At 44.4% G+C, this 21,031-nt stretch carries 16 protein-coding genes; 6 read left to right on the top strand and 10 right to left on the bottom strand.

Annotation, left to right across the window (positions count from 1 at the left end; all coding sequences use genetic code 11):
* Positions 1 to 46: 46 nt before the first annotated feature.
* Entirely contained in the window at positions 47 to 982 is a 936-nt protein-coding gene (gene mdh, locus QV280_RS01360; protein WP_152821455.1) for a malate dehydrogenase, read from the bottom strand.
* Between the two features lie 294 nt (positions 983 to 1,276).
* Between mdh and argR the strand changes: the two genes are divergently transcribed.
* Positions 1,277 to 1,747 (top strand): transcriptional regulator ArgR, encoded by a 471-nt coding sequence (gene argR, locus QV280_RS01355; protein WP_023402502.1) that lies wholly within the window; start codon positions 1,277 to 1,279, stop codon positions 1,745 to 1,747.
* Between the two features lie 114 nt (positions 1,748 to 1,861).
* On the opposite strand, the gene QV280_RS01350 is transcribed toward argR, so the two are convergent.
* On the bottom strand, positions 1,862 to 2,116 hold the full coding sequence (locus QV280_RS01350) for a hypothetical protein (RefSeq protein WP_152821457.1): 255 nt from the start codon (positions 2,114 to 2,116) through the stop codon (positions 1,862 to 1,864).
* Between the two features lie 65 nt (positions 2,117 to 2,181).
* Between QV280_RS01350 and QV280_RS01345 the strand changes: the two genes are divergently transcribed.
* The 3 genes from QV280_RS01345 (at position 2,182) to QV280_RS01335 (ending at position 6,503) form a co-directional block, all read left to right on the top strand.
* A complete protein-coding gene (locus tag QV280_RS01345) occupies positions 2,182 to 3,150 on the top strand; it encodes a TAXI family TRAP transporter solute-binding subunit (RefSeq protein WP_152821459.1) in 969 nt (322 codons plus the stop codon).
* Positions 3,151 to 3,418: 268 nt separating this feature from the next.
* Positions 3,419 to 5,992, top strand: a complete 2,574-nt coding sequence (locus QV280_RS01340) for a TRAP transporter permease (RefSeq protein WP_152821461.1) — start codon at positions 3,419 to 3,421, stop codon at positions 5,990 to 5,992.
* A gap of 73 nt (positions 5,993 to 6,065) precedes the next feature.
* Positions 6,066 to 6,503 (top strand): universal stress protein, encoded by a 438-nt coding sequence (locus QV280_RS01335; protein ID WP_152821464.1) that lies wholly within the window; start codon positions 6,066 to 6,068, stop codon positions 6,501 to 6,503.
* Positions 6,504 to 6,559: 56 nt separating this feature from the next.
* Here the strand turns inward: QV280_RS01335 and QV280_RS01330 are convergent, their stop codons facing one another.
* From QV280_RS01330 to rapA, 3 genes are read right to left on the bottom strand one after another with little or no spacing between them, the layout of a single operon-like run.
* Positions 6,560 to 7,528 carry a D-2-hydroxyacid dehydrogenase gene (locus QV280_RS01330; RefSeq protein ID WP_152821466.1) on the bottom strand — a complete coding sequence of 323 codons (969 nt, stop codon included), beginning with the start codon at positions 7,526 to 7,528 and terminating at the stop codon, positions 6,560 to 6,562.
* A gap of 9 nt (positions 7,529 to 7,537) precedes the next feature.
* Complete coding sequence (rluA, locus tag QV280_RS01325) at positions 7,538 to 8,275, bottom strand: bifunctional tRNA pseudouridine(32) synthase/23S rRNA pseudouridine(746) synthase RluA (protein ID WP_152821469.1); 738 nt, start codon at positions 8,273 to 8,275, stop codon at positions 7,538 to 7,540.
* A gap of 13 nt (positions 8,276 to 8,288) precedes the next feature.
* Complete coding sequence (rapA, locus tag QV280_RS01320; protein WP_152821472.1) at positions 8,289 to 11,195, bottom strand: RNA polymerase-associated protein RapA; 2,907 nt, start codon at positions 11,193 to 11,195, stop codon at positions 8,289 to 8,291.
* Between the two features lie 299 nt (positions 11,196 to 11,494).
* On the opposite strand from rapA, the gene QV280_RS01315 reads away from it, so the two are divergent.
* Positions 11,495 to 12,871 (top strand): PhoH family protein, encoded by a 1,377-nt coding sequence (locus QV280_RS01315; RefSeq protein ID WP_023402495.1) that lies wholly within the window; start codon positions 11,495 to 11,497, stop codon positions 12,869 to 12,871.
* A 77-nt stretch (positions 12,872 to 12,948) separates the two neighbouring features.
* On the opposite strand, the gene QV280_RS01310 is transcribed toward QV280_RS01315, so the two are convergent.
* Positions 12,949 to 13,590: a flavin prenyltransferase UbiX gene (locus QV280_RS01310; protein WP_152821474.1), complete on the bottom strand. Its 642-nt coding sequence runs from the start codon at positions 13,588 to 13,590 to the stop codon at positions 12,949 to 12,951.
* Complete coding sequence (mpl, locus tag QV280_RS01305) at positions 13,581 to 14,945, bottom strand: UDP-N-acetylmuramate:L-alanyl-gamma-D-glutamyl-meso-diaminopimelate ligase (protein ID WP_152821476.1); 1,365 nt, start codon at positions 14,943 to 14,945, stop codon at positions 13,581 to 13,583. The genes QV280_RS01310 and mpl overlap by 10 nt, the downstream gene beginning before the upstream one ends.
* A 220-nt stretch (positions 14,946 to 15,165) precedes the next feature.
* On the opposite strand from mpl, the gene fbp reads away from it, so the two are divergent.
* A complete protein-coding gene (gene fbp, locus QV280_RS01300; protein WP_023402492.1) occupies positions 15,166 to 16,182 on the top strand; it encodes a class 1 fructose-bisphosphatase in 1,017 nt (338 codons plus the stop codon).
* Here fbp and QV280_RS01295 read toward each other — a convergent pair.
* The 3 genes from QV280_RS01295 to tamB all read right to left on the bottom strand — a co-directional run bounded on the left by QV280_RS01295 (position 16,179) and on the right by tamB (position 21,030).
* On the bottom strand, positions 16,179 to 16,700 hold the full coding sequence (locus QV280_RS01295) for a lipocalin family protein (RefSeq protein ID WP_023402491.1): 522 nt from the start codon (positions 16,698 to 16,700) through the stop codon (positions 16,179 to 16,181). The genes fbp and QV280_RS01295 overlap by 4 nt on opposite strands.
* A 47-nt stretch (positions 16,701 to 16,747) precedes the next feature.
* Entirely contained in the window at positions 16,748 to 17,092 is a 345-nt protein-coding gene (locus tag QV280_RS01290) for a gamma-glutamylcyclotransferase family protein (protein ID WP_023402490.1), read from the bottom strand.
* A 92-nt stretch (positions 17,093 to 17,184) separates the two neighbouring features.
* Positions 17,185 to 21,030, bottom strand: coding sequence for an autotransporter assembly complex protein TamB (gene tamB, locus QV280_RS01285; protein WP_152821478.1), 3,846 nt, complete (start codon positions 21,028 to 21,030; stop codon positions 17,185 to 17,187).
* Position 21,031: the final 1 nt, after the last annotated feature.

The following is a 21,031-nucleotide window of genomic DNA, read 5'->3' as shown; positions in this document are numbered from 1 at the left end:
GCTTCTCGTATCTAATTGTCCTGTCCTAAAACAGGTCAGCCACCCACTATTTAGCGAATGCTTCACCTTTGCTGATATCGTTAGACAGTGTTTCTAACATGCCGTCCAAAGACGATCTTTCAAAATTACTCAACTCACCGTAACCTAAAATCTCTTCAACGCCTTCTTTGCCTAATTTAACAGGCTGTGCAAAGAATCGCGTATGTTCGCCTCTGCCTTCAACATAAGCACATTCAACGATATTGGCTTCACCTTGCAGTGCGCGTACCAGCGACAGACCGAAACGACAAGCCGCTTGTCCCATCGACAAGGTTGCACTACCACCGCCCGCTTTTGCTTCAACAACTTCAGTGCCCGCATCTTGGATACGAATAGTTAACCAAGAAACTTCTTCACTAGTAAATTCCACGCCTTCGATTTGAGAAAGAAGAGGAAGAATCGTCACCCCAGAGTGGCCTCCAATCACAGGTACATTGATTTTGGTTGGATCAAGCCCTTTTAATTGACCGACAAACGTTTCAGAGCGAATCACATCCAAAGTCGTTACACCAAATAAGCGACGCTTATCGTATACACCGGCTTTTTTCAGTACGTCAGCCGCAATTGCTACGGTGGTGTTGACTGGGTTGGTGATAATACCAATGCATGCTGTTGGGCAAACCACTGCGATCTTTTCTGCTAATGATTTAACAATGCCAGCATTCACGTTGAATAGATCTTCACGATCCATGCCCGGTTTACGAGCTACACCTGCCGAGATTAATACAACATCTGCATCAACTAATGCTGGTGTTGGATCTTCTCCTGAGAAACCAGAAACAGTTACTGGAGTTGGTATGTGACCAAGATCAGCAGCAACGCCAGGAGTTACAGGTGCAATGTCATAAAGAGCTAGATCTGAACCAGCAGGAAGGTTGTTTTTCAATAGTAAGGCTAGTGCTTGTCCAATTCCACCAGCAGCTCCGATAACAGCGACTTTCATTGTGTTCTCCTTGGATAATTTAGAGGTCGTTTTGTTCCCTGATATATTAAGCCTGAAATTATAATATTTACTTTGCATTTACAATTACGTAACTACACCTTTGCGACCTTACTCACTCATCGCACATCTATTCCTGCTAATGCCTGTCCTTCATCACGAATTGACACACAAGATAAGAGGTTTTTATCGAGTAACAATCCCATTACTTGGGAATGATCTCGTTCTATGAGACACTGTACCAACTGAGGTAAAGCTCTCCAGTGAACATAAAATCAATAATATGTGGAACAAGTAATGCGAAACAGCGAAAAACAGGACCATTTAGTCCGCGAGTTCAAATCCCTTTTGAAACAAGAACGTTTCGGCTCACAAAGTGAGATTGTTGAAGCACTAAAGCTCGAAGGGTTTGACAATATCAATCAATCTAAAGTCTCGCGCATGCTCACCAAGTTTGGTGCTGTTCGAACTCGCAATGCCAAAATGGAAATGGTTTATTGCTTGCCAGCAGAGCTTGGAGTACCAACAGTATCAAGCTCGTTGCGTGAATTAGTCTTAAGCATCGACTACAACAATGCGCTTGTTGTTATTCATACCGGCCCTGCCGGTGCGCAACTGATTGCTCGACTGCTTGACTCTCTAGGTAAGTCGGAAGGCATTCTTGGTGTAGTCGCTGGCGATGACACCATCTTCATCACTCCAACCCTAGAAATAGACACCAAACAACTCTTCGATTCTGTTTGCGAACTCTTTGAATATGTTGGATAAAATATAATTTGTCCTACTAACACAGCCTGATTTTCAGGCTGTGAGAACGATCACATCCTAATAAAATACTCCCTCTTGAGCACAAAAACCATAAGTAATTGTTTATAAAGACTTTTATTTAAAATACTCCGTAAAATTAATCGCATAAGCAACTGATTTTGTACTGTCAATCTCTCTATGCACCCTATTTCTGGTTGTTTTTTGATATGATGCAGACACTTTTTCAACAAATCCCTTACCACAATTGATGTTATGTTGAGCGTTTCTGTAAAGCGAACTACGCTTAAAAGACTCGATCAATATCGATAAAAATAACGTCATTTTAAGTGCTATGGGCATTGTAGGAGTTGAAAAAGGTGCCGTTTCCATACAGGAAACCTCAACAGCACATAGAAGGCTGTTGGTATGATCATGGACATAAGGAAGAAAACATCATGGCATTTAAGAAAGCAATTAAGTTCGGCGCGATTGCAGCTGCAGTTATGGGTGCAAGCGTTGTTTCTGCTCAAGAGTTCATCACTATCGGTACTGGCTCAGTAACGGGTGTCTATTACCCAACTGGCGGTGCTATCTGTAAATTAGTTAACAAAGATCGTAACGATCACAGCATTCGTTGTTCAGTTGAATCCACTGGCGGTTCTATTTACAACGTCAACACCCTTCGCTCTGGCGAGCTTGATTTTGGTATCGTGCAGTCTGATTGGCAATTCCACGGCTACAACGGTACTAGCAAGTTTTCTGAGCAAGGCCCATACAAGAAACTACGCGCGATGTTCTCTCTTCACACCGAACCTTTTAATATTATCGCACGCGAAGATTCTGGTATTAACAACGTTTCCGACCTAGCTGGCAAGCGTGTCAACATTGGTAATCCAGGCTCTGGTGACCGTGCAACGATGAGCGTTGTAATGGACGCAATGGGCTGGACTAACGACAGCTTTAAACTGGCTTCTGAGCTAAAAGGTTCTGAGCGTTCACAAGCACTTTGTGATAACAAGATTGATGCATTCATCTACATGGTAGGTCACCCAAATGGCTCTATCAAAGAAGCAACAACCTCTTGTAATGCAAAGCTTGTTCCAGCGACAGGCCCACAGATCGACAAGATCGTTGCTGACAACCCATACTACGCATTTAGCACAGTTCCGGCTGGCATGTATCGTGGTACAGACATCGACGTGAAAAGCTTCGGTGTTGCGGCAACTATGGTAACCACATCTGACGTTTCTGATGAAGTTGCTTATACCGTGGCAAAAGCGGTATTTGAAAACTTTGATACCTTCAAACGTCTACACCCTGCTTTCGCTAATTTGAAAAAAGAAAACATGGTAAAAGATGGGTTATCCATTCCACTTCACCCAGGTGCAGTGAAGTACTACAAAGAAGTCGGCCTACTTAAATAAGTGCTGACAATACTACCAATCACTTAATTATTACGATTGGTATGAAGGAGGCTTCGGCCTCCTTTTCAAACTATTTGTAGTGTTGGGGAAAGTCATCCCCACTAGCCAATGCCCCCCTTTCAGGTGGGACTTTTTGTTTGCCACAACTTGGCAACACCTTTCTATATTGTAATTTTTTTTGGCTAGTATTTCGGCTTGGTCTAGAAGTATCGGTTATACCAATCACAGTTCTTAGCCCAATCTGCGTCAACAGAATTAGGATACACTAATGACACATTCAACGACTCCGTCCCAAGAAGCTCAAGATATCGTCGCGCAAGCCGATACGGGAGCACGTAATCCCTTCGGAATTGCTGGAAAAATTCTCTGGTTTGTACCTTTATGCTGGTCACTATTCCAGCTTTGGTATGCATCACCACTGCCGTTTATTTTTAACTTCGCCATATTAAATGATACTGAGGCTCGTTCTATTCACTTAGCCTTCGCTATCTTCTTAGCCTTTACCGCTTACCCGGCAATGAAACGCTCACCTCGTGACAGAATTCCTGTCGTTGATTGGGTTCTGGCGTTAGTCGGTAGTTTATCGGCCGCTTATATTTATCTGTTTTACACCCAACTAGCAGGACGCTCTGGCGCACCCACTTCTTTTGATATTGTGGCCGCAGTAACAGGAATGGTATTGCTACTTGAAGCAACACGTCGCGCATTAGGTCCACCACTGATGGTGGTTGCCGCAGTATTTCTGCTGTACACCTTTGGCGGCCCACATATGCCTGACGTTATTGCACATAAAGGGGCGAGCTTAAACAAAGCGATGTCGCATTTATGGCTGACAACCGAAGGGGTTTTCGGCATTGCACTGGGCGTTTCTACCTCCTTTGTTTTCCTGTTTGTATTGTTTGGCGCCATGCTAGAGCGCGCAGGAGCAGGTGCTTACTTCATTAAAGTGGCCTTCTCATTGCTTGGTCATATGCGCGGAGGCCCAGCAAAAGCGGCTGTCGTCGCCTCTGGGCTTTCCGGTTTAGTCTCTGGCTCTTCGATTGCAAACGTCGTCACTACGGGGACTTTCACAATTCCACTGATGAAGCGAGTGGGCTTTCCGGGCACCAAAGCGGGCGCGGTAGAGGTTGCCGCTTCAACCAATGGCCAGTTGACGCCACCCATTATGGGCGCGGCGGCGTTTCTGATGGTGGAATACGTCGGAATATCCTATGTCGAAGTGATTAAAGCGGCGCTCTTGCCGGCATTAATCTCTTATATTGCTCTTATCTATATTGTGCATCTGGAAGCCTGCAAAGCAGGAATGCAAGGACTGCCACGCCGACACACACCCACCAAACTGCAAAGCCTGACTTCCTTTGTTGGCACCATTTTAGGCTTATGTGTGATCAGTGCTGCGGTTTATTACGGCATTGGCTGGACCAAAGATGTATTTGGCGCTGCTGCAACACCGATTGTGACCGTAGCTCTATTGCTGAGCTATATTGCTCTTGTTCGCGTGTCATCTCGCTATCAAGAACACGCAGAAATGGACCCAGAGCTAACAGAAATTCCAGATGTTGGCCCTACGGTAAAATCAGGACTGCATTTTTTACTGCCTATCGTAGTGCTTGTTTGGTGCTTAACCGTAGAACGCTTTTCTCCGGGTTTATCAGCATTTTGGGCCAGTGTGTTTATGATTTTTGTATTGCTCACTCAGCGTCCACTGATGGATCTGTTTAACAAGCAAAACAACACCTTTGCCGCCTTCAAACTGGGCGTACACGATCTATTGGAAGCTTTAGTATCTGGCGCGCGTAATATGATAGGCATTGGCGTAGCAACGGCGGCGGCGGGTATTGTGGTGGGCGTAGTGACCCTAACCGGTATTGGCTTAGTGATGACTGACTTTGTCGAGTTCATCTCTGGTGGCAATATCATTATGATGCTTCTCTTTACCGCTATTATCAGCCTGATACTGGGAATGGGATTGCCGACTACCGCCAACTACATAGTGGTCTCTACCTTAATGGCTCCTGTTATCGTCACCCTAGGCGCCGCTCACGGGCTGATCATTCCGCTTATTGCCGTGCACTTGTTTGTGTTCTACTTTGGTATTCTTGCCGATGATACACCGCCAGTAGGTTTAGCCGCTTTTGCTGCAGCCGCGATTGCTAAATCCGATCCTATTCGCACCGGTATTCAGGGCTTTACCTACGATATACGTACCGCAATTTTGCCGTTTATGTTTATCTTTAATACTCAACTATTAATGATGGGGATCGACAGTTGGTGGCACTTATTACTTACGGTACTTTCCGCCATCACCGCTATGTTGCTGTTTTCTGCTGCCACACAAGGATGGTGGTTTACTAAGAATAAATGGTGGGAAACCATCGCTTTATTGCTACTGACCTTCACTTTCTTCCGACCGGGTTTTTGGTGGGATCAAATCTACCCAGCCAAGATAGAAGTGCCTGCCTCAGAAATCTCGCAAGTAGTACAGCAAATGCCTGTTGGGCAAACACTGGAAATGCGTGTTGCGGGTGAAAACATTGAAGGAAAGTTCATTGCTAAAACAGTGCGCCTGCCTTTTGACGATGACGCTGTATCTGCTGAAGATCGCATCTCATCAATGGGCTTAATGCTGTCTCACAATGACGATAATGTCATCGTTGATATGGTGGAGTTTGGCAGTCCAGCCGAGGCTTCTGGAATCGATTTTGATTGGCAAATTCAACATATCATCCAAAAAGCCGAGCGCCCGATGAAGGAGTGGGTTTTCTTACCTGCGCTTATTTTGGTGATATTAATGGGCTTAAATCAAAAACGACGCGTAACTAGAGAGTCTATCACCACTTAATTTGATTTCGCTCAATGCCCCATAGCCTGCACTATGGGGCAATAGGTATGACACAATATCAAGAGCACTTCTCATGTATAAACAGATCTTAGTTCCCGTTGACTTAAATGAAAAAGGCTTCTGTGACAAAGCACTAAAAGCAGCCATTTGGCATGCTAAACAAAGTAATGCACAACTGCATCTGCTAAACGTATTACCAGGGGTTCACATGTCCATGGTCGCAACTTATTTCCCACCAGATGCGATTAAAGATATGAAGAAAGATGTTGATATCCAGCTGCGCAATTTTGCAGATAAGTTTATCGACCCAGAGTTGGTTTATCATGTGCATATTGCGGAAGGTAAACCTTACGCCACCATCATAGATTACGCAGAAAAACTCGGTGCCGACCTAATTGTGATGCCAAGCCACAAACGTTCAAGAATTGATAATGTGGTGCTAGGTTCAGTGGCAACCAAAGTCGTACATAACTCGCCTGTAAACGTGTTAGTGATCAAACCACAAGGCTGATAGAAGAATTAACGAAGCACCAGTAATTGGTGCTCGTATTTTTAAGCAGCTATAGATTAAACCACTCGATTGCTGTGTTTGCCTGCCATAAATTGTTCAATATTATCGAACAGAATACTCACTAAGCGATTAAGAGCAGAATCACTGCCCCAAGCCACGTGAGGGGTTAACAGCAAGTTAGGTAATGAGATATTCGCTAATAGTGGATTCGAGTTATCTGCTGGCTCTTGAGTGAACACATCCACCCCTGCGCCAGAAATCTCACCGGATTTCAAAGCCGCAACTAAGTCAGATTCATTGACTAAGCCACCACGTCCCGTATTTATCAGCACTGCGGTTGATTTCATCAATTTTAGTTCATCAAGCCCAATCAGATTGGTGGTAGATTCAGTTAATGGGCAGTGTAAAGAAACGATATCCGCTTGCTGTAGTGCATCAGTAAAAGGCACGTAGCCTTGCTTGCTTTTCTGCTCACCTTTACGACCAGCAAAGATCACTTGCATGCCTAAAGCGCGCGCTAAAGTCGCAACCCCTTGCCCTAGATTACCGCTTCCCATAATCGCAATCGTTGAGCCAGCAATATCAGAAATGGGATGAGTAAAGAAACAAAATTGTTTGTCCTGCTGCCAGACACCGTTAGCAATATCTTGATGATAAGCAAATAAATTGCGCTTTAACGCAAAGATCATGGCGATCACATGCTCTGGCACAGATTGAGTGGCGTAGCCCTGAATATTGCACACTGCGATTTGTTGCTCGCGACAGTAATCAAGATCGACGTTATTAGTGCCCGTTGCTGACACTGCGATCAACTTGATCTGCGGCTGTTTCTCTAAAATGTCTGCACTCAAAACAACCTTGTTACTAATCACAATATCAGCGTCTTGTAGGCGATCCTCAACCTGCTGCGGCGAAGTATAATCGTACTCTACCCAATGATGCGGAAAATTCAGTGTGCGAAATGGAACGTGCGCAGGAATAGTTGCCCTATCTAGAAAGACAACTTTAGGTAACGACTGTGACATGCAAAATCCTTAATGCTTAGGCAAAGTTTTGTAATCAGGTAACTCAGGTTCAGCTAAATAGAGCTCTAATACTAACGGTTTTGCCTCAGGATAAAAGTCGCATGGCACAAACATACTGACTAATTTATTGTCTTTTGGATGATAAAAACTCAGTTCGGTAGAGTGCAATTGCAAGCGCTCGGAAAACGCCCTTGCCTCACCCTCTGCATAGAATTCATCGCCAACTATAGCGTGCCCCATTTCACTCATATGCACACGTAACTGATGGGAGCGTCCGGTAATTGGCAACAAACGTACAATACAGGTTTGCGCTTCTTGCTGAACTTTTTGGTAGTCAGTGCGCGACGGTTTTCCATCTTGAGTACACACTTTTTGTCTTGGTCGATTGGGCCAATCACAGATTAGGGGCAAATCAACTATGCCTTCTTTTTCTTCTAGCTCACCCCACACGCGAGCGTAGTAGATTTTATGGGTCAAACGGTATTGAAACTGCTTCTTGATGTGTCGCTCTGCGTCTTTAGTCAGAGCAAACAGCATCAAGCCAGAGGTGGCCATGTCTAAGCGATGCACTACTTGGATTTCTGGATAATCCACCACTAGACGACTCCATAAGCTGTCGTAGTGTTTGGCTTCTCGTCCAGGAACCGACAGTAAACCTGCCGGTTTGTTTGCCACCAAGATATAGTCATCTTGGTACACAATATCAATCCAAGGGTCTGTGGGTGGATTGTACTCAATCATGGCCATGCTCTATTTCACTCTAATTGTGAGAAACAACGATCAAGCGCAATGAATCCAACTGGATTTGAGCTTGAGAGATGAAACCTTCTAATTCAGTGATTTGCTGTTCAATAACTTGAACTTCTTCATCACGGATATTTGGATTCACCGCTTTTAGTGCCAACAATCTTTCAAGCTCAGCACTTAAGCTGGCTTTCATTTCAGCGTTGGCTTGCTGTTTAATTTGCTCATGCTTAGGCAATATCGCTTCATCACCTTTGGCAATTAACGCTTGTACTTGAGCTTGTACTGAGGTCACTAGCTTACTCGCCATATGACGGTTGATAGGGCTTAATTGACGGTTAAAGCTATCAAACTCAACCTGAGCCGAAAGATCATTCCCTTTGCCATCTAACATCAATCGAATTGGTGTTTGCGGTAAGAAGCGCGCAATTCCACTGCGTTTAGGCGCTTGGGCATCCACCAGATAAATCAGCTCTAACAGCATAGTACCGACAGGCAGTGCTTTGTTTTTTAACAACGAAACCGCTGATGCACCGACCCCTTCACTTAATAATAGGTCAATGCCACCTTGGATCATTGGGTGTTCCCAAGACATAAAGTTCATGTCTTCACGAGACAGTGCAGTATCACGATCAAAGGTGATGGTCGCGCCGTCATAAGGAAGCCCCGGATAACTAGGTACTAACATATGCTCTGATGGAGTAACCACGAGTGCATTTTCGCCTTTATCATCTTGGTTTAAACCAATGCAATCAAATAGGCTCAGCGCAAAGCTAACAAACTGAGTGTCGTTATCTTTGGCGGCAATTTTTTCTACTAACTCTTGCGCGCGCTCACCACCATTAGAGTGCATCTCTAACAAACGGTCACGACCATGCTCAAGGTCTTGTTTTAACTGCTGATTCATTTTCACTGATTGCGCAATCACATCATCCAGCGCTGAGCTATCACCTGTCGCAATCATTTCTGTTAATTCATACGCAAATTGCTCGTAAACCGTGCGACCAGTTGGACAAGTTTCCGCAAACGCATTTAAACCTTCGTTGTACCAACGGGCTAATACACTTTGCGAGCTGCCTTCAAGATAAGGCACAAATACATCAATATCTGAGTTCTGACCGATGCGATCCAAGCGACCAATACGCTGCTCTAAAAGATCAGGGTTGAACGGTAAATCAAACATCACCAGTTGGTTAGCGAACTGGAAGTTACGACCTTCAGAACCAATTTCGGAACAAATTAGCACCTGTGCGCCGCCATCTTCTTGGGCAAAATAGGCTGCTGCTTTATCGCGTTCAATGATCGACATTCCCTCATGGAATACCGTGGCGCGGATACCTTCTCGCTCACGTAGTGCTTGCTCAAGCTGTAATGCTGTAGCAGCTCTTGATGCGATCACTAAGATCTTATCGGAACGTTTTTCTTTTACCTTTTCAATCAACCAATCTACGCGGCTATCAAACTGCCACCAAGAACCAGAGTCTCCCAGCTCTTGGAATACCTCTTCTGGGTAAAGCATGATGCCCGCTTGTTTTTCTAGAGATAAATCGACGTTGAAGATCTTAGATACCTTAATTGCACGCAGGTATTGCTCAGGCATTGTCATTGGCAATAAGTGTACGCGGCGCTCAGGAAAACCTTTAATTGCGGCGCGAGTATTGCGGAACAATACGCGACCCGTACCGTGACGATCCATCAAGTTATCGACTAACTCTTGTCTGGCTAATGCTTGTTGCTCTGGATGCTGATCATCAGAAATTGCTTTAAAAATTGGCTCAACATCTTGCTCTGATAGCAATTCGGTTATTTGATTTTTAGCCTCGTTAGGCAATGCTTGCCCAGAAAGAAGTTGGCTCACAGCCTCTGCAACGGGGGCATAGTTGTCTTCTTCATCGACAAAGCTTTGATAATCATAAAAACGGTCAGAATCTAATAGACGCAGACGAGCAAAGTGACTCTCGCGACCTAATTGCTCAGGGGTAGCCGTTAGCAGTAATACCGCTGGTATTTTTGAAGCCAAAGATTCAACCGCTAGATAGCCTGCACTCGGCGCATCGACACTCCACTCTAAGTGGTGAGCTTCATCAACCACCAGCAAATCCCAGTCAGCTTCTAGCGCTTGTTGATGACGTTTAGCGCTGTTTTTTAAGAAGTCTAATGAACATAAGACTAATTGCTGAGTATCAAAAGGATTGGCCGCATCTGCATAAGCTTCAATGCAGCGCTCTTCATCAAACACCGAGAAATGCAGGTTGAAACGACGCATCATCTCAACCAACCATTGGTGAGTCAGGGTTTCTGGCACAACAATTAAAATTCGCTCAGCGCGACCGGCCAACACTTGCTGATGGATGATCATGCCCGCTTCAATGGTTTTACCTAAACCAACTTCATCGGCCAATAATACACGCGGAGCGTAACGACGACCGACTTCTTGGGCAATGAATAGCTGATGAGGAATCAAGCCAGCACGCATACCTGTGAGGCCGCGTAGAGGGCTTTTATGCTGCTTATATTGATTGTTCAATGCGTGATAACGCAGTACAAAGTTGTCCATGCGGTCAATTTGTCCGGTGAACAATTTATCTTGCGGTTTATTGAATCGAATTTGGTGGCTTAAAAATATTTCTCTAAGCTCAACGCCTTGCTCACCGGTATCTTCTCTTGTACCTGTATAGCAAAGCACGCCTTTGTCTTCGGTTACGTCAGTCACCACCAGTGACCAACCTTCATGCGCTTCAATGGTATCACCAACGGCAAACGTAACGCGCGTGATTGGAGCATCGCTGATGGCATACAGTCGCTCTTCTTCCGAGGCGGCAAACATTAAGGTAACCGTTCGGGCATCTATTGCCACTATCGTTCCTAGCCCTAAATCACTTTCTGTATCACTAATCCAACGTTGACCAATCGCAAATGCCATTCAGCTAAAACCCTTTATCAATTTAACTCTAACAATAGTAGAAGAAATTTAAGCAAATTTACCTAAGTTTCCTGCCAGAAAAAGGGCGTAATCATAGTACATTGCGGCATTAGGAGCACGAAAAACCTTACACATACTGGGCATAAATCATGCAATCAAACTGTCAACTAAATGAAACTAAACTAGACTAAAAATAGAAGGGGTTAACGATATCTAGTTGTGCTCTCTTCATCGGTCTATCAAACTGAATATTGAGAACACTTAGGTTTCACAACATCAAATAAGCACAGGAGCCGCTTATGGGTGATAGAAAACGTAAGATTTTTGTACTCGACACCAACATCCTACTTCACGAACCGCACGCTATTTTTTCCTTTCAAGAACACGACGTCGTCATCCCAATGACGGTACTCGAAGAACTCGACCGCATCAAAGACAGTAAACGAGATGTTGCTCGTGATGCGCGCATTGCCATTCGCACATTGGAAGATATTTTCCGAGAAGCCACTCCTGAACAAATATCAGAAGGTATTTGCTTTAACACAGAAGCCAAATCAACTGGCACCTTATCCATATTGGCCGACTTTGAACTGCACGAAACCGTCAAAGCATTTGCCGATAAAGCCGGTGATAATCGAATTTTAAATGCGGTTATCCATCTGCAAAAAAAGAGCGCTTCGCGAGATGTGGTTCTAGTCACTAAAGACATCAATATGCGGTTGCGAGCCAAGGGAGCAGGAGTTCGCTACGTTGAAGATTATCGCACCGACCAATTAATTGATGACGTGCAGTATTTAACTAAAGGCTTCGTCCAATGCGAGGGCAATTTTTGGGACAAAGTCGATGAGGTTAACTCCATTGCATTAGCCGGAAAAACCCATCATCTAGTGCATCAATCGACCATAGAACAGCCTTATATCAATCAGTATGTGCTGGATACCGATAGTGACTTTGCCACTCGCGTCACTCGCATTGAAGAAGAATCCATCACCTTAAAAGATCTCGGACGAGACAAATTAATGAGTCGTCGCGCTTGGGACATTAAACCGAAAAATATCTATCAAGGCATGGCGCTGAATGCGCTACTCGACCCAGATATCGACTTAGTTATTCTAACGGGCGCGGCAGGTAGCGGTAAAACTCTACTGGCGATGGCGGCGGCATTGGAGCAGTCCGTTGAACAAAAGATGTTTGATAAAATCATCGTCACTCGCAACACCCCAGAAATTGGCGAATCGATTGGCTTCTTACCCGGCAATGAAGAAGAGAAAATGTTGCCATGGCTGGCGGCTGTCACCGATACCTTGGAAGCACTGCATAAAAACGATCATTGCACTGAAGGCTCACTCAGGTACATTTGTGAGAAAGCCAATATTCAGTTTAAATCCATCAACTTTATGCGTGGACGCTCCATTCAAAACGCCTTTGTATTACTCGATGAGTGTCAAAACCTGACCGCTTCGCAGATCAAAACCATCATCACTCGCTGTGGTGAAGGGACGAAAATTGTCTGCTCAGGAAACTTAGCGCAAATAGATTCACCCTACTTAACCCCTGTGACATCAGGGCTGACTTATATGGTTGAGCGCTTTAAAAACTTTGAAGGTTCGGCCAATGTGCACTTAAACGGTGTAGTGCGCAGTCGCTTGGCAGAGTTTGCAGAAGAAAATTTGTAGGCATTCGCTTTTATTAATTTTAGCAAGGCATAAGAAACTAGGACTCAGAGCAAGCTCTGAGTCCTAGATAAATAATATTACTGACGTCTATCATAACCCCAAGGCTGCACTAAATCTTGCGCAACCCCAACATGGTCGAGCACCCGTGCCACCATAAAGTTCACTAAGTCTTCTATGGTTTGTGGCTGATGATAAAAACCAGGCGCGGCCGGCATAATGGTGGCCCCCATCTTGGACAGCTTAAGCATATTCTCTAAATGTAAGGTCGAAAATGGCGTTTCTCGCACCACTAAGATCAATTGTCCGCGCTCTTTAAGCACCACATCCGCAGCGCGTTCAATAAGATTATCCGACATACCATGCGCGATAGAGGCAAGACTGCCCGCCGAACAAGGACAAACAATCATTTGTTTAGGCGCGGCTGAGCCCGACGCTACAGGAGAAAACCAATCTTCCTTGCCACACACCACCAGCTGAGTTTCATCGCACTCTAGGTGCTTTACAAGCGCAGATTTAATGGCATCTGGACCACTTGGAAGCTTTAGGTTGTGCTCTGTGGCTAATACCACCCGCGCCGCTGATGAAATCAAGAAATAAACTCGATAATCCGCAGCCAATAGTTTTTTCAGCAAGGCTAAACCATACGGAGCGCCCGATGCTCCGGTCATTGCCAAAGTGATGCTTTTTTGCTGTGCGTCTATTGGTTGTGTTATTGGCATGAATGACCTGCTGTTTGTAGGGCATCCAGCAGTTTGCCGTGTATGCCTTCAAAGCCACCATTACTCATGATCAGAATATGATCGCCACTGCGAGCCTCAGCCACTAACTCTTTAACAATGTCATCGACAGAGTCCGAGGTATAAGTCGGTTGTGAACACTGCTTCGCCACATCCTTGACTGACCATTGAATGGTGTCAGGCTGATAGAGGTACACTTTATCGGCCAAACCTAATGAAGCGGCTAATGTGTCTTTGTGCACCCCCATTTTCATGGTGCTGGATCTCGGCTCTAATACCGCTAAGATTCTTTGCTCACCCACTTTGTTACGTAAACCATCGAGAGTCAGTTCAACGGCGGTTGGATGATGAGCAAAATCATCATAAACCGTAATCCCATGCACTTCGCCTTTCAGCTCTAAGCGACGTTTGGTATTAATAAAGCGAGCCAATGCTTCACAAGCTAAGTCAGGTACTACACCCACATGACGCGCCGCCGCGATAGCCATTAGTGCATTATTCACATTATGGTCGCCCACCAGATCCCACTGCACCTCGCCAACTTTTTTCTGTTCAAAGTAAACTTCAAAATGACTGCCATCAGCATGCAATTTTTTCGCTTGCCAATCTTTATGAGTAAACTCAGTCTCACTCCAACAGCCGCGAGAGAGCACATCATTCAGAGCAGAGTCATCGGCAGGTGCCAAAATACGCCCATTGCTCGGAACGGTTCTCACCAGATGATGAAACTGACGTTTGATCGCTTCCAGATCGTCAAAAATATCCGCATGGTCAAACTCAAGGTTATTCATCACCAAAGTGCGTGGATGGTAATGGACAAATTTAGAGCGCTTATCAAAAAAGGCACTGTCATATTCATCGGCTTCAACCACAAAGAACATACTCTTACCTAAGCGCGCTGACTGACCAAAGTTACCTAATACACCACCGACCAAAAATCCCGGCTCGTAACCACAGTCATCTAAAATCCACGACAGCATACTTGAAGTGGTCGTTTTACCGTGTGTGCCTGCTACAGCCAACACCCAGCGATCTTGCAGTAAGAAATCTTGTAGCCATTGTGGGCCTGATGTGTATTTCAAATTATTGTCTAGAACATACTCGACACATGGATTGCCACGGCTCATTGCATTACCAATAACCACAAGATCAGGTCGCGGTTCTAATTGCTGAGGATCATAGCCTTGAATAATTTCAACGCCCTCTGACTCTAAAAGAGTGCTCATTGGAGGGTAAACATTGGCATCACTGCCTGTCACTTTATGACCCAGTTGTTTTGCCAATACCGCAGCACCTCCCATGAAGGTGCCACAAATGCCAAGTATATGAATATGCATAACTTTCCTGTTATCCTTGCGCGGTGGCTTTATTTTTTAAGCACACCAATAAGCCGTATTAAGAGATTCTAACTAGATTCTGGACACGAACGTATACAATTCCAAGTGATTAAAGTCAGAAAATTGTGAAATAGATCGGTTAGTTTGCGTGTCTTAATATGTTTTGTGCTGTATATTTGCCTAAAAAAAGAACTTGTCATACAAATAAACGGAATCCCCCATGTCCAATTTAAGAACGCTAGGTGAATTTATTGTAGAGAAGCAGAATGACTTTCCTGCTGCAAGTGGTGAATTATCGTCACTACTCTCTTCTATCAGTCTTGCTGCTAAGCTAGTTAACCGAGAGATCAATAAGGCTGGCCTTGTTGATATCACTGGTGCTGCTGGCGCAGAAAATATTCAAGGTGAAGCACAGCAAAAACTTGACGTATTTGCGAACGATAACTTTAAGGCTGCCCTTGAAGCTCGTGACCAAGTGTGTGGTATTGCAAGTGAAGAAGAAGACCAAGCGGTTTCTTTTACTAAAGAGCAAAACCAAAACGCTAAATATGTTGTGTTGATGGATCCTCTGGATGGCTCAAGCAACATTGATGTGAATGTTTCTGTTGGTACTATCTTCTCGATCTACCGTCGTATCTCGCCAATTGGCTCTCCAGCTCAAGAAGAAGATTTTCTTCAGCCTGGTACAGAGCAAGTTGCATCTGGTTATGTAATCTACGGTTCTTCAACCATGCTAGTTTACACAACAGGTGCAGGTGTTCATGGCTTTACGTATGACCCTTCAATTGGTGTTTTCTGCCTATCTCATGAAAACATGACGATTCCTCAAGATGGATTCATCTACTCTATCAACGAAGGTAATTACGCTAAATTCCCACTAGGTGTGAAGAAATACATCAAGTATTGCCAAGTAGAAGACACTGAAACTAAACGTCCATATACCTCTCGTTATATCGGTTCTCTAGTATCAGACTTCCACCGTAACTTGCTAATGGGCGGCATCTTCTTGTACCCAAGCACTCGTTCTTACCCTCAAGGTAAACTGCGTCTTCTTTATGAGTGCAACCCAATTGCATTCTTGATGGAACAAGCAGGCGGTAAAGCGACTGACGGTACACAGCGCATCATGGAGCTTAAACCAACAGAACTACACCAACGTGTTCCGTTCTTTACTGGTTCAAACTCAATGATCGATACGCTGCATGAGTTTATCGCACAGAACCCTGACGAATATTAATCTGCGGTCTGTTTGACCCAAATTAATTGACTGATATCAAAGCCAAGCTCTTCTGCTTGGCTTTTAAATTTCTGCTGTATCTCGGCGCTCACTTCAGGAGTTCGAGACAATAACCATAGATAGGAATGATTAGGGCCTGAGATGAAAGCGTAATCGTAGTTTTCTTTCTCAAGTTCAAAGACGATATAAGAGCCATAAAATGGGCCAAAGAAGGACACTTTTAAATAGCCCTCATCGCTAGAATCGACAAAATAGGCTTTGCCTTCAGCACTTTTCCACTCTTTATCTTGGGTAGAATAACCGCGATTTAATACCTGAACTCCGCCGTCTTCCTTCATTGAATAAGTTGCAGTGACCTGATTCATTCCTCGTTCAAAAGAATGGTCCAAACGCGCAATTTCATACCACTTACCTAGATAGCGGTCTAATTGAAAATCCTTAACTGCGGCCACTTTTTCCGGCTTGCCCACGCAGCCAAATAGCATGATACATGCCAATACTATTAACGGTTTTTTCATCTTACTTCCTTGTTTAATGAAGATAATTTTTAGGGTTATTTGTATGACTAATTACGTAGATTCCAGTCTCCAGACTCTATCGCTTTACCTGATTCAGTGCCCTGATAGATATAAATCCAAGCTTCACCAAAGGTGGTGTCGATAGTCTCTCTGCGGTATTCAATGGGTATATCTTCCAAAATATCTAATTTAGCCAACACCTCATCACTGATTCTATACACTTCTCCTGTGATGCTGTTGTGACCTTCCACAATGCCAGGGTAAGCACTAAAATCATACAAAGAATATTGTGCGGGTGTTTCATAGATGCCAAGCAAATCACTCTCTTGCAAAAGGTGATGATTAGACTCGCCTTGCCTTAAGGTTCCGTAAACAAAAACTAAATGCTGCATACCCTCATCCTGTGTCTATGATACCAATCGTACTAAATAACGGGTCATTCTAGCTTGTTAAAATACTCACTTACTTAGTGTGATTGATATGATTAATCAAATTCAAACTGATACAACAAATCTACTGCACTATCGGTACCTGAAACCAACTCTAAATAGAGATCTTTCATTAAACGATAACGGAAGGTAAATTCACCAATAGATTCAAAAATCCCAACGCCATACTTAACCTGTAACCCCGGTAGAATGTAGCCACTCACAGTCACTTGCGAATCATCTCCGCTACCTGCGGTATCAAGTTGCAGATCACTTACGCCAAAGGCTTCACCGATTTCACCAACCACTCGTCCACTACGAGCTAAACTCAGCCCAATCAAGGCAGTGGTCATCGCATTGCCACCGGACTCACTATCCAGATCTTGTCCTCGCAAAATATATGATAAGGCATTGGCTTGCGGCATGGATGGCTCTGAGAACACTTCAATACTTGGTTCATCAGCAGGGCCAGTAACTTTGATTCCGGCAATAACATCATCTTCAGTGTTATCTGGATTACGAATCGCTTTAATGGATAAGTATGGCAAATCGGCCGGACCATTGAACTGAACTTTACCCTCTTGAATAAGTAAGTCTTGACCGAATGAGCGATATTTACCATCAACAATATTCACTTCACCCAAAATAAACGGTGCATTGTTCTTTTGCGAAACGTTCATTTCACCCACCAAACCGCCTTTCAAACCAAAGGCGCTCAGTAAGAAGTCATCCCCGATCACCACCTTAATATTGGTTTTTATTTCAAATGGGAACTTGCTACTTTCTTCTAAAGGTTGCAGGTCTTTATTCACAATCACTTCATCAGAAGAGACTGAAATTGCCGATGGCGGAAGTTCTTCAACCGTAATTCGTCCCCACGGCAAACGTACTTCACCTTTGACATCAATTAATCCCGGAGATATTGCAACATCAATATCGGGTTCAACCTTAGCTTTAACCATTGGCGGCACTTCGACCAATAATTGGTTAGCTGACAAACTGAGGTTAGCTCTCCAATCATCAATATTTTGCCAATCTCCATCACCCTTCATCAATAAGTCACCGTCTTGGGTCACTATGGTTGAATCCAGTTTGCCTTGATAGCCAGAGAAAGTAGCAACTACCTGACCACCTGTGATATCCACAGGGCTAATGTCACCGGTGGCTATAATGTTTTCTACTCTAAAATCACCAAACACTTGAGGCTTAGTTACCGGCCCTTTGAGCTTAATATCAGAATTGATATCAGCCGCCACCTTACTGAACTCACCGAACATTGGAGCAAGCATATCTAAAGTGATTTTTTGCAATTGCAGTTGTGCATCAATCTGTTTGTCTTGTTTGGAGACTTTATCTAGTTCAACACGCCCTTTCACCGCACCATTATCAGTTAGGTCGATATCCCAATCGGCTTTTAAGTCATCTTTGAGCAAACTAGCGGTAACATCAATGCGATTCCAACCTACGACCAAGGGGCGATCAAGTTGCTGGGTTACGCTACCTTGTGGAAGATCCACTTTCATCTCTAGCTCTGGTAATGCGCTTGGCGACCATTTGGTGCGCACTGTGGCATCAACAGTACCGACAACCGAAATATCTTGTGGCATCAAAGCGGCAACCTGTGAGAAGTTAAAGCTCTGAATACTGGCAAAAACCTCCCCTGACTGACCAGCATTCACATCTTTGTCTAAGCACAATTTAGAATCGGCTTGTAACCAGCAATGCGCTTCCACAAAAACACTTTGTGTGTTGCCGTCATAGGCCAGTTTGGGACTGTGGTCGACAACCCACTCACCTTGCACTGTGGTTAAACTGGCATCTTGCAGTTCGCCTTTCCATTGAATACCTTGCTTAGTATCTAACGAACCTTGAACGCTAAAGCCCCCTTGCAACACATCAGAATCGATACTAAAAGAGGCTCGATGATTTTCTTCAGAGCCGCTAAAGCTAAATTCACTGCGTTTCACTTTTTGTTCTAAATGCTGCAGCCCTGCCACTACGACATCGAGATCGCCTTGCGGCGCAGGTAGCGGGGTGACATCCCCTTTTAGGGAAACAGATGCGACAGTGAGTTGGTCGAGCCAAGCAATTTTAGTGGCGGTAACATCAGCAATGATCTCAGGGGTCGCAAATGGCCCACGAACCTGAATTAAACCTATCGCCTTACCTGAGGCATCTGGCACTGTGTTTTTGATTTCAGGAATATCTAACCGAGTATCAATATTCCAATTTTGGTCTAAGTTACCAGACACTCGAATATTGTTCTGACCATGCGCCACCACAATACCGGGAGTATTAACCCTAAAGTCACCTTTTCCGGAAATGTCCTTCGCTTGCAAAACACCGTTAATATTTAACGGGTAGTTACGGAAAATACCGTCAATATCCAGATGAGATAACTCAACTTCCCAACCACCTTTTGTCGGCAAACGTCCGGTAGTTTCTATATCACCGCTAATATCACCCTCAGCATTCGGCCAATAACTTCCCGGCTGAATATGCTGTAAATTCAACTTCGCATCCCAGTTAATTGGAGCGGCCCAATTGGCTAAAACCTGCCCTTTGATGACACCTTTAAGTGTTTGTACATTGATGTTTTTCAGATCTATCTGCTCTAAATTCCCCTCACCATCCACAGCTAAATTGACATCAGGGATCTGCTTACCTTGAGCCGCCGCTTGTAAATCCAGTGCATACTGAGTTAATGAGCCTTTGGCTTGTAAACGAGCAATTTGCGCTTTGTAATCGGCTTCACCGCGCAATGGCCACTGCACCTTGGTTTTGGTCAAATCAATATCAAACGGAATATTAGGATCAAGCAAAGCTAAATTAGCATCGAGATCCGCAACCACGAGATCCCTTAACCCTGCATTTAAACTCAGATCAGCGGCGCTGCCTTTGGCATTTAAGAACAAAGATTGCCCTGCTAAGGTGGTTTGTTTTATTTTTGCATCCAGATCTAGCGATAAAGGATAATCGCCCTTGAGCTCAGCGGTGGCATCTAAATTTAAATCCAGTTGTGGCATCACTAATTCAAACTGTTGAATCGTGACATTATTGCCGTGGGCCTCACCAACCAGATGCGCTCGAGTTATTTCAACCGCAGGTTCGGTGATTTTAAAATCTGTTACCGTAATGTCTTGCACCGTTGCACTCAGTGGTATCCATATTTCAGGCAACACGATATTAATATCGGTCGGTGCATCAGAAGCTTTGGTGGTAGGCGGTGGCGTGCTTGAGGGCGGTTCTGCCTTGCTTGGAGCAAGAGTGACTCTACCACCATCAAAAATGGTAGGGCTTAAAATAAGGTTATCAAAACGCATTTTTGCGCCACTTTCAAACGTTCGCCATGCCGCTTTATTGCCTAACACGTCAAGCGAGATATCGTTGAAATATAAACGCTCAATATCAATACCTAAGCCAAAGGGTAATGAAATGCTGGTGAGTGGCTCGCTTGGTTCTTCGGCGACATCCTCACTCACAGGCAGTTGGGCTAATGAGAAATTGGCCCCTTCAACCCCTAAAGTTTTAATGCACACTTTCATTTCGGCAAGGCAGCGCAGCTGAATATCCAACTCTAATTTGTCGGCGGTTAAGGCAGCGGTTAAATCAGGGTTATCATAGGCAATGCCGTGTAACTCAAAGTCAGTAAGCAGCGCCCCTTCTGTACTTTCAACCTTTAGCTCAGGGACAAATTTTTCCGCAGCCCAAAGAATGCTGTTTAAACCGGGATTAGTAAATAGCAGTCCCCATAGCAAAATAAGGATAAGCAGAATAAGTGCCAATACACCTAACGATATATGGGTAAGAGTCCATAGAATGCGACGCCATAACGGACGTTTTTTCTTAGTTGGCGTTGGCGCAGCTGCGTTGGCTTGGTTATTTTGTTTTGGCTCTGTCATA

It is taken from the genome of Vibrio sp. B1Z05 (genome assembly GCF_052955985.1).
This window is presented reverse-complemented; position numbering and strand designations above follow the sequence as displayed.

Bases quoted from the DNA above. Each gene is read 5' to 3' on its own strand.
- mdh (WP_152821455.1), bottom strand. From the start codon at position 982: ATGAAAGTCGCTGTTATCGGAGCTGCTGGTGGAATTGGACAAGCACTA.
- argR (WP_023402502.1), top strand. From the start codon at position 1,277: ATGCGAAACAGCGAAAAACAGGACCATTTAGTCCGCGAGTTCAAATCC.
- QV280_RS01350 (WP_152821457.1), bottom strand. From the start codon at position 2,116: ATGGAAACGGCACCTTTTTCAACTCCTACAATGCCCATAGCACTTAAA.
- QV280_RS01345 (WP_152821459.1), top strand. From the start codon at position 2,182: ATGGCATTTAAGAAAGCAATTAAGTTCGGCGCGATTGCAGCTGCAGTT.
- QV280_RS01340 (WP_152821461.1), top strand. From the start codon at position 3,419: ATGACACATTCAACGACTCCGTCCCAAGAAGCTCAAGATATCGTCGCG.
- QV280_RS01335 (WP_152821464.1), top strand. From the start codon at position 6,066: ATGTATAAACAGATCTTAGTTCCCGTTGACTTAAATGAAAAAGGCTTC.
- QV280_RS01330 (WP_152821466.1), bottom strand. From the start codon at position 7,528: ATGTCACAGTCGTTACCTAAAGTTGTCTTTCTAGATAGGGCAACTATT.
- rluA (WP_152821469.1), bottom strand. From the start codon at position 8,275: ATGGCCATGATTGAGTACAATCCACCCACAGACCCTTGGATTGATATT.
- rapA (WP_152821472.1), bottom strand. From the start codon at position 11,195: ATGGCATTTGCGATTGGTCAACGTTGGATTAGTGATACAGAAAGTGAT.
- QV280_RS01315 (WP_023402495.1), top strand. From the start codon at position 11,495: ATGGGTGATAGAAAACGTAAGATTTTTGTACTCGACACCAACATCCTA.
- QV280_RS01310 (WP_152821474.1), bottom strand. From the start codon at position 13,590: ATGCCAATAACACAACCAATAGACGCACAGCAAAAAAGCATCACTTTG.
- mpl (WP_152821476.1), bottom strand. From the start codon at position 14,945: ATGCATATTCATATACTTGGCATTTGTGGCACCTTCATGGGAGGTGCT.
- fbp (WP_023402492.1), top strand. From the start codon at position 15,166: ATGTCCAATTTAAGAACGCTAGGTGAATTTATTGTAGAGAAGCAGAAT.
- QV280_RS01295 (WP_023402491.1), bottom strand. From the start codon at position 16,700: ATGAAAAAACCGTTAATAGTATTGGCATGTATCATGCTATTTGGCTGC.
- QV280_RS01290 (WP_023402490.1), bottom strand. From the start codon at position 17,092: ATGCAGCATTTAGTTTTTGTTTACGGAACCTTAAGGCAAGGCGAGTCT.
- tamB (WP_152821478.1), bottom strand. From the start codon at position 21,030: ATGACAGAGCCAAAACAAAATAACCAAGCCAACGCAGCTGCGCCAACG.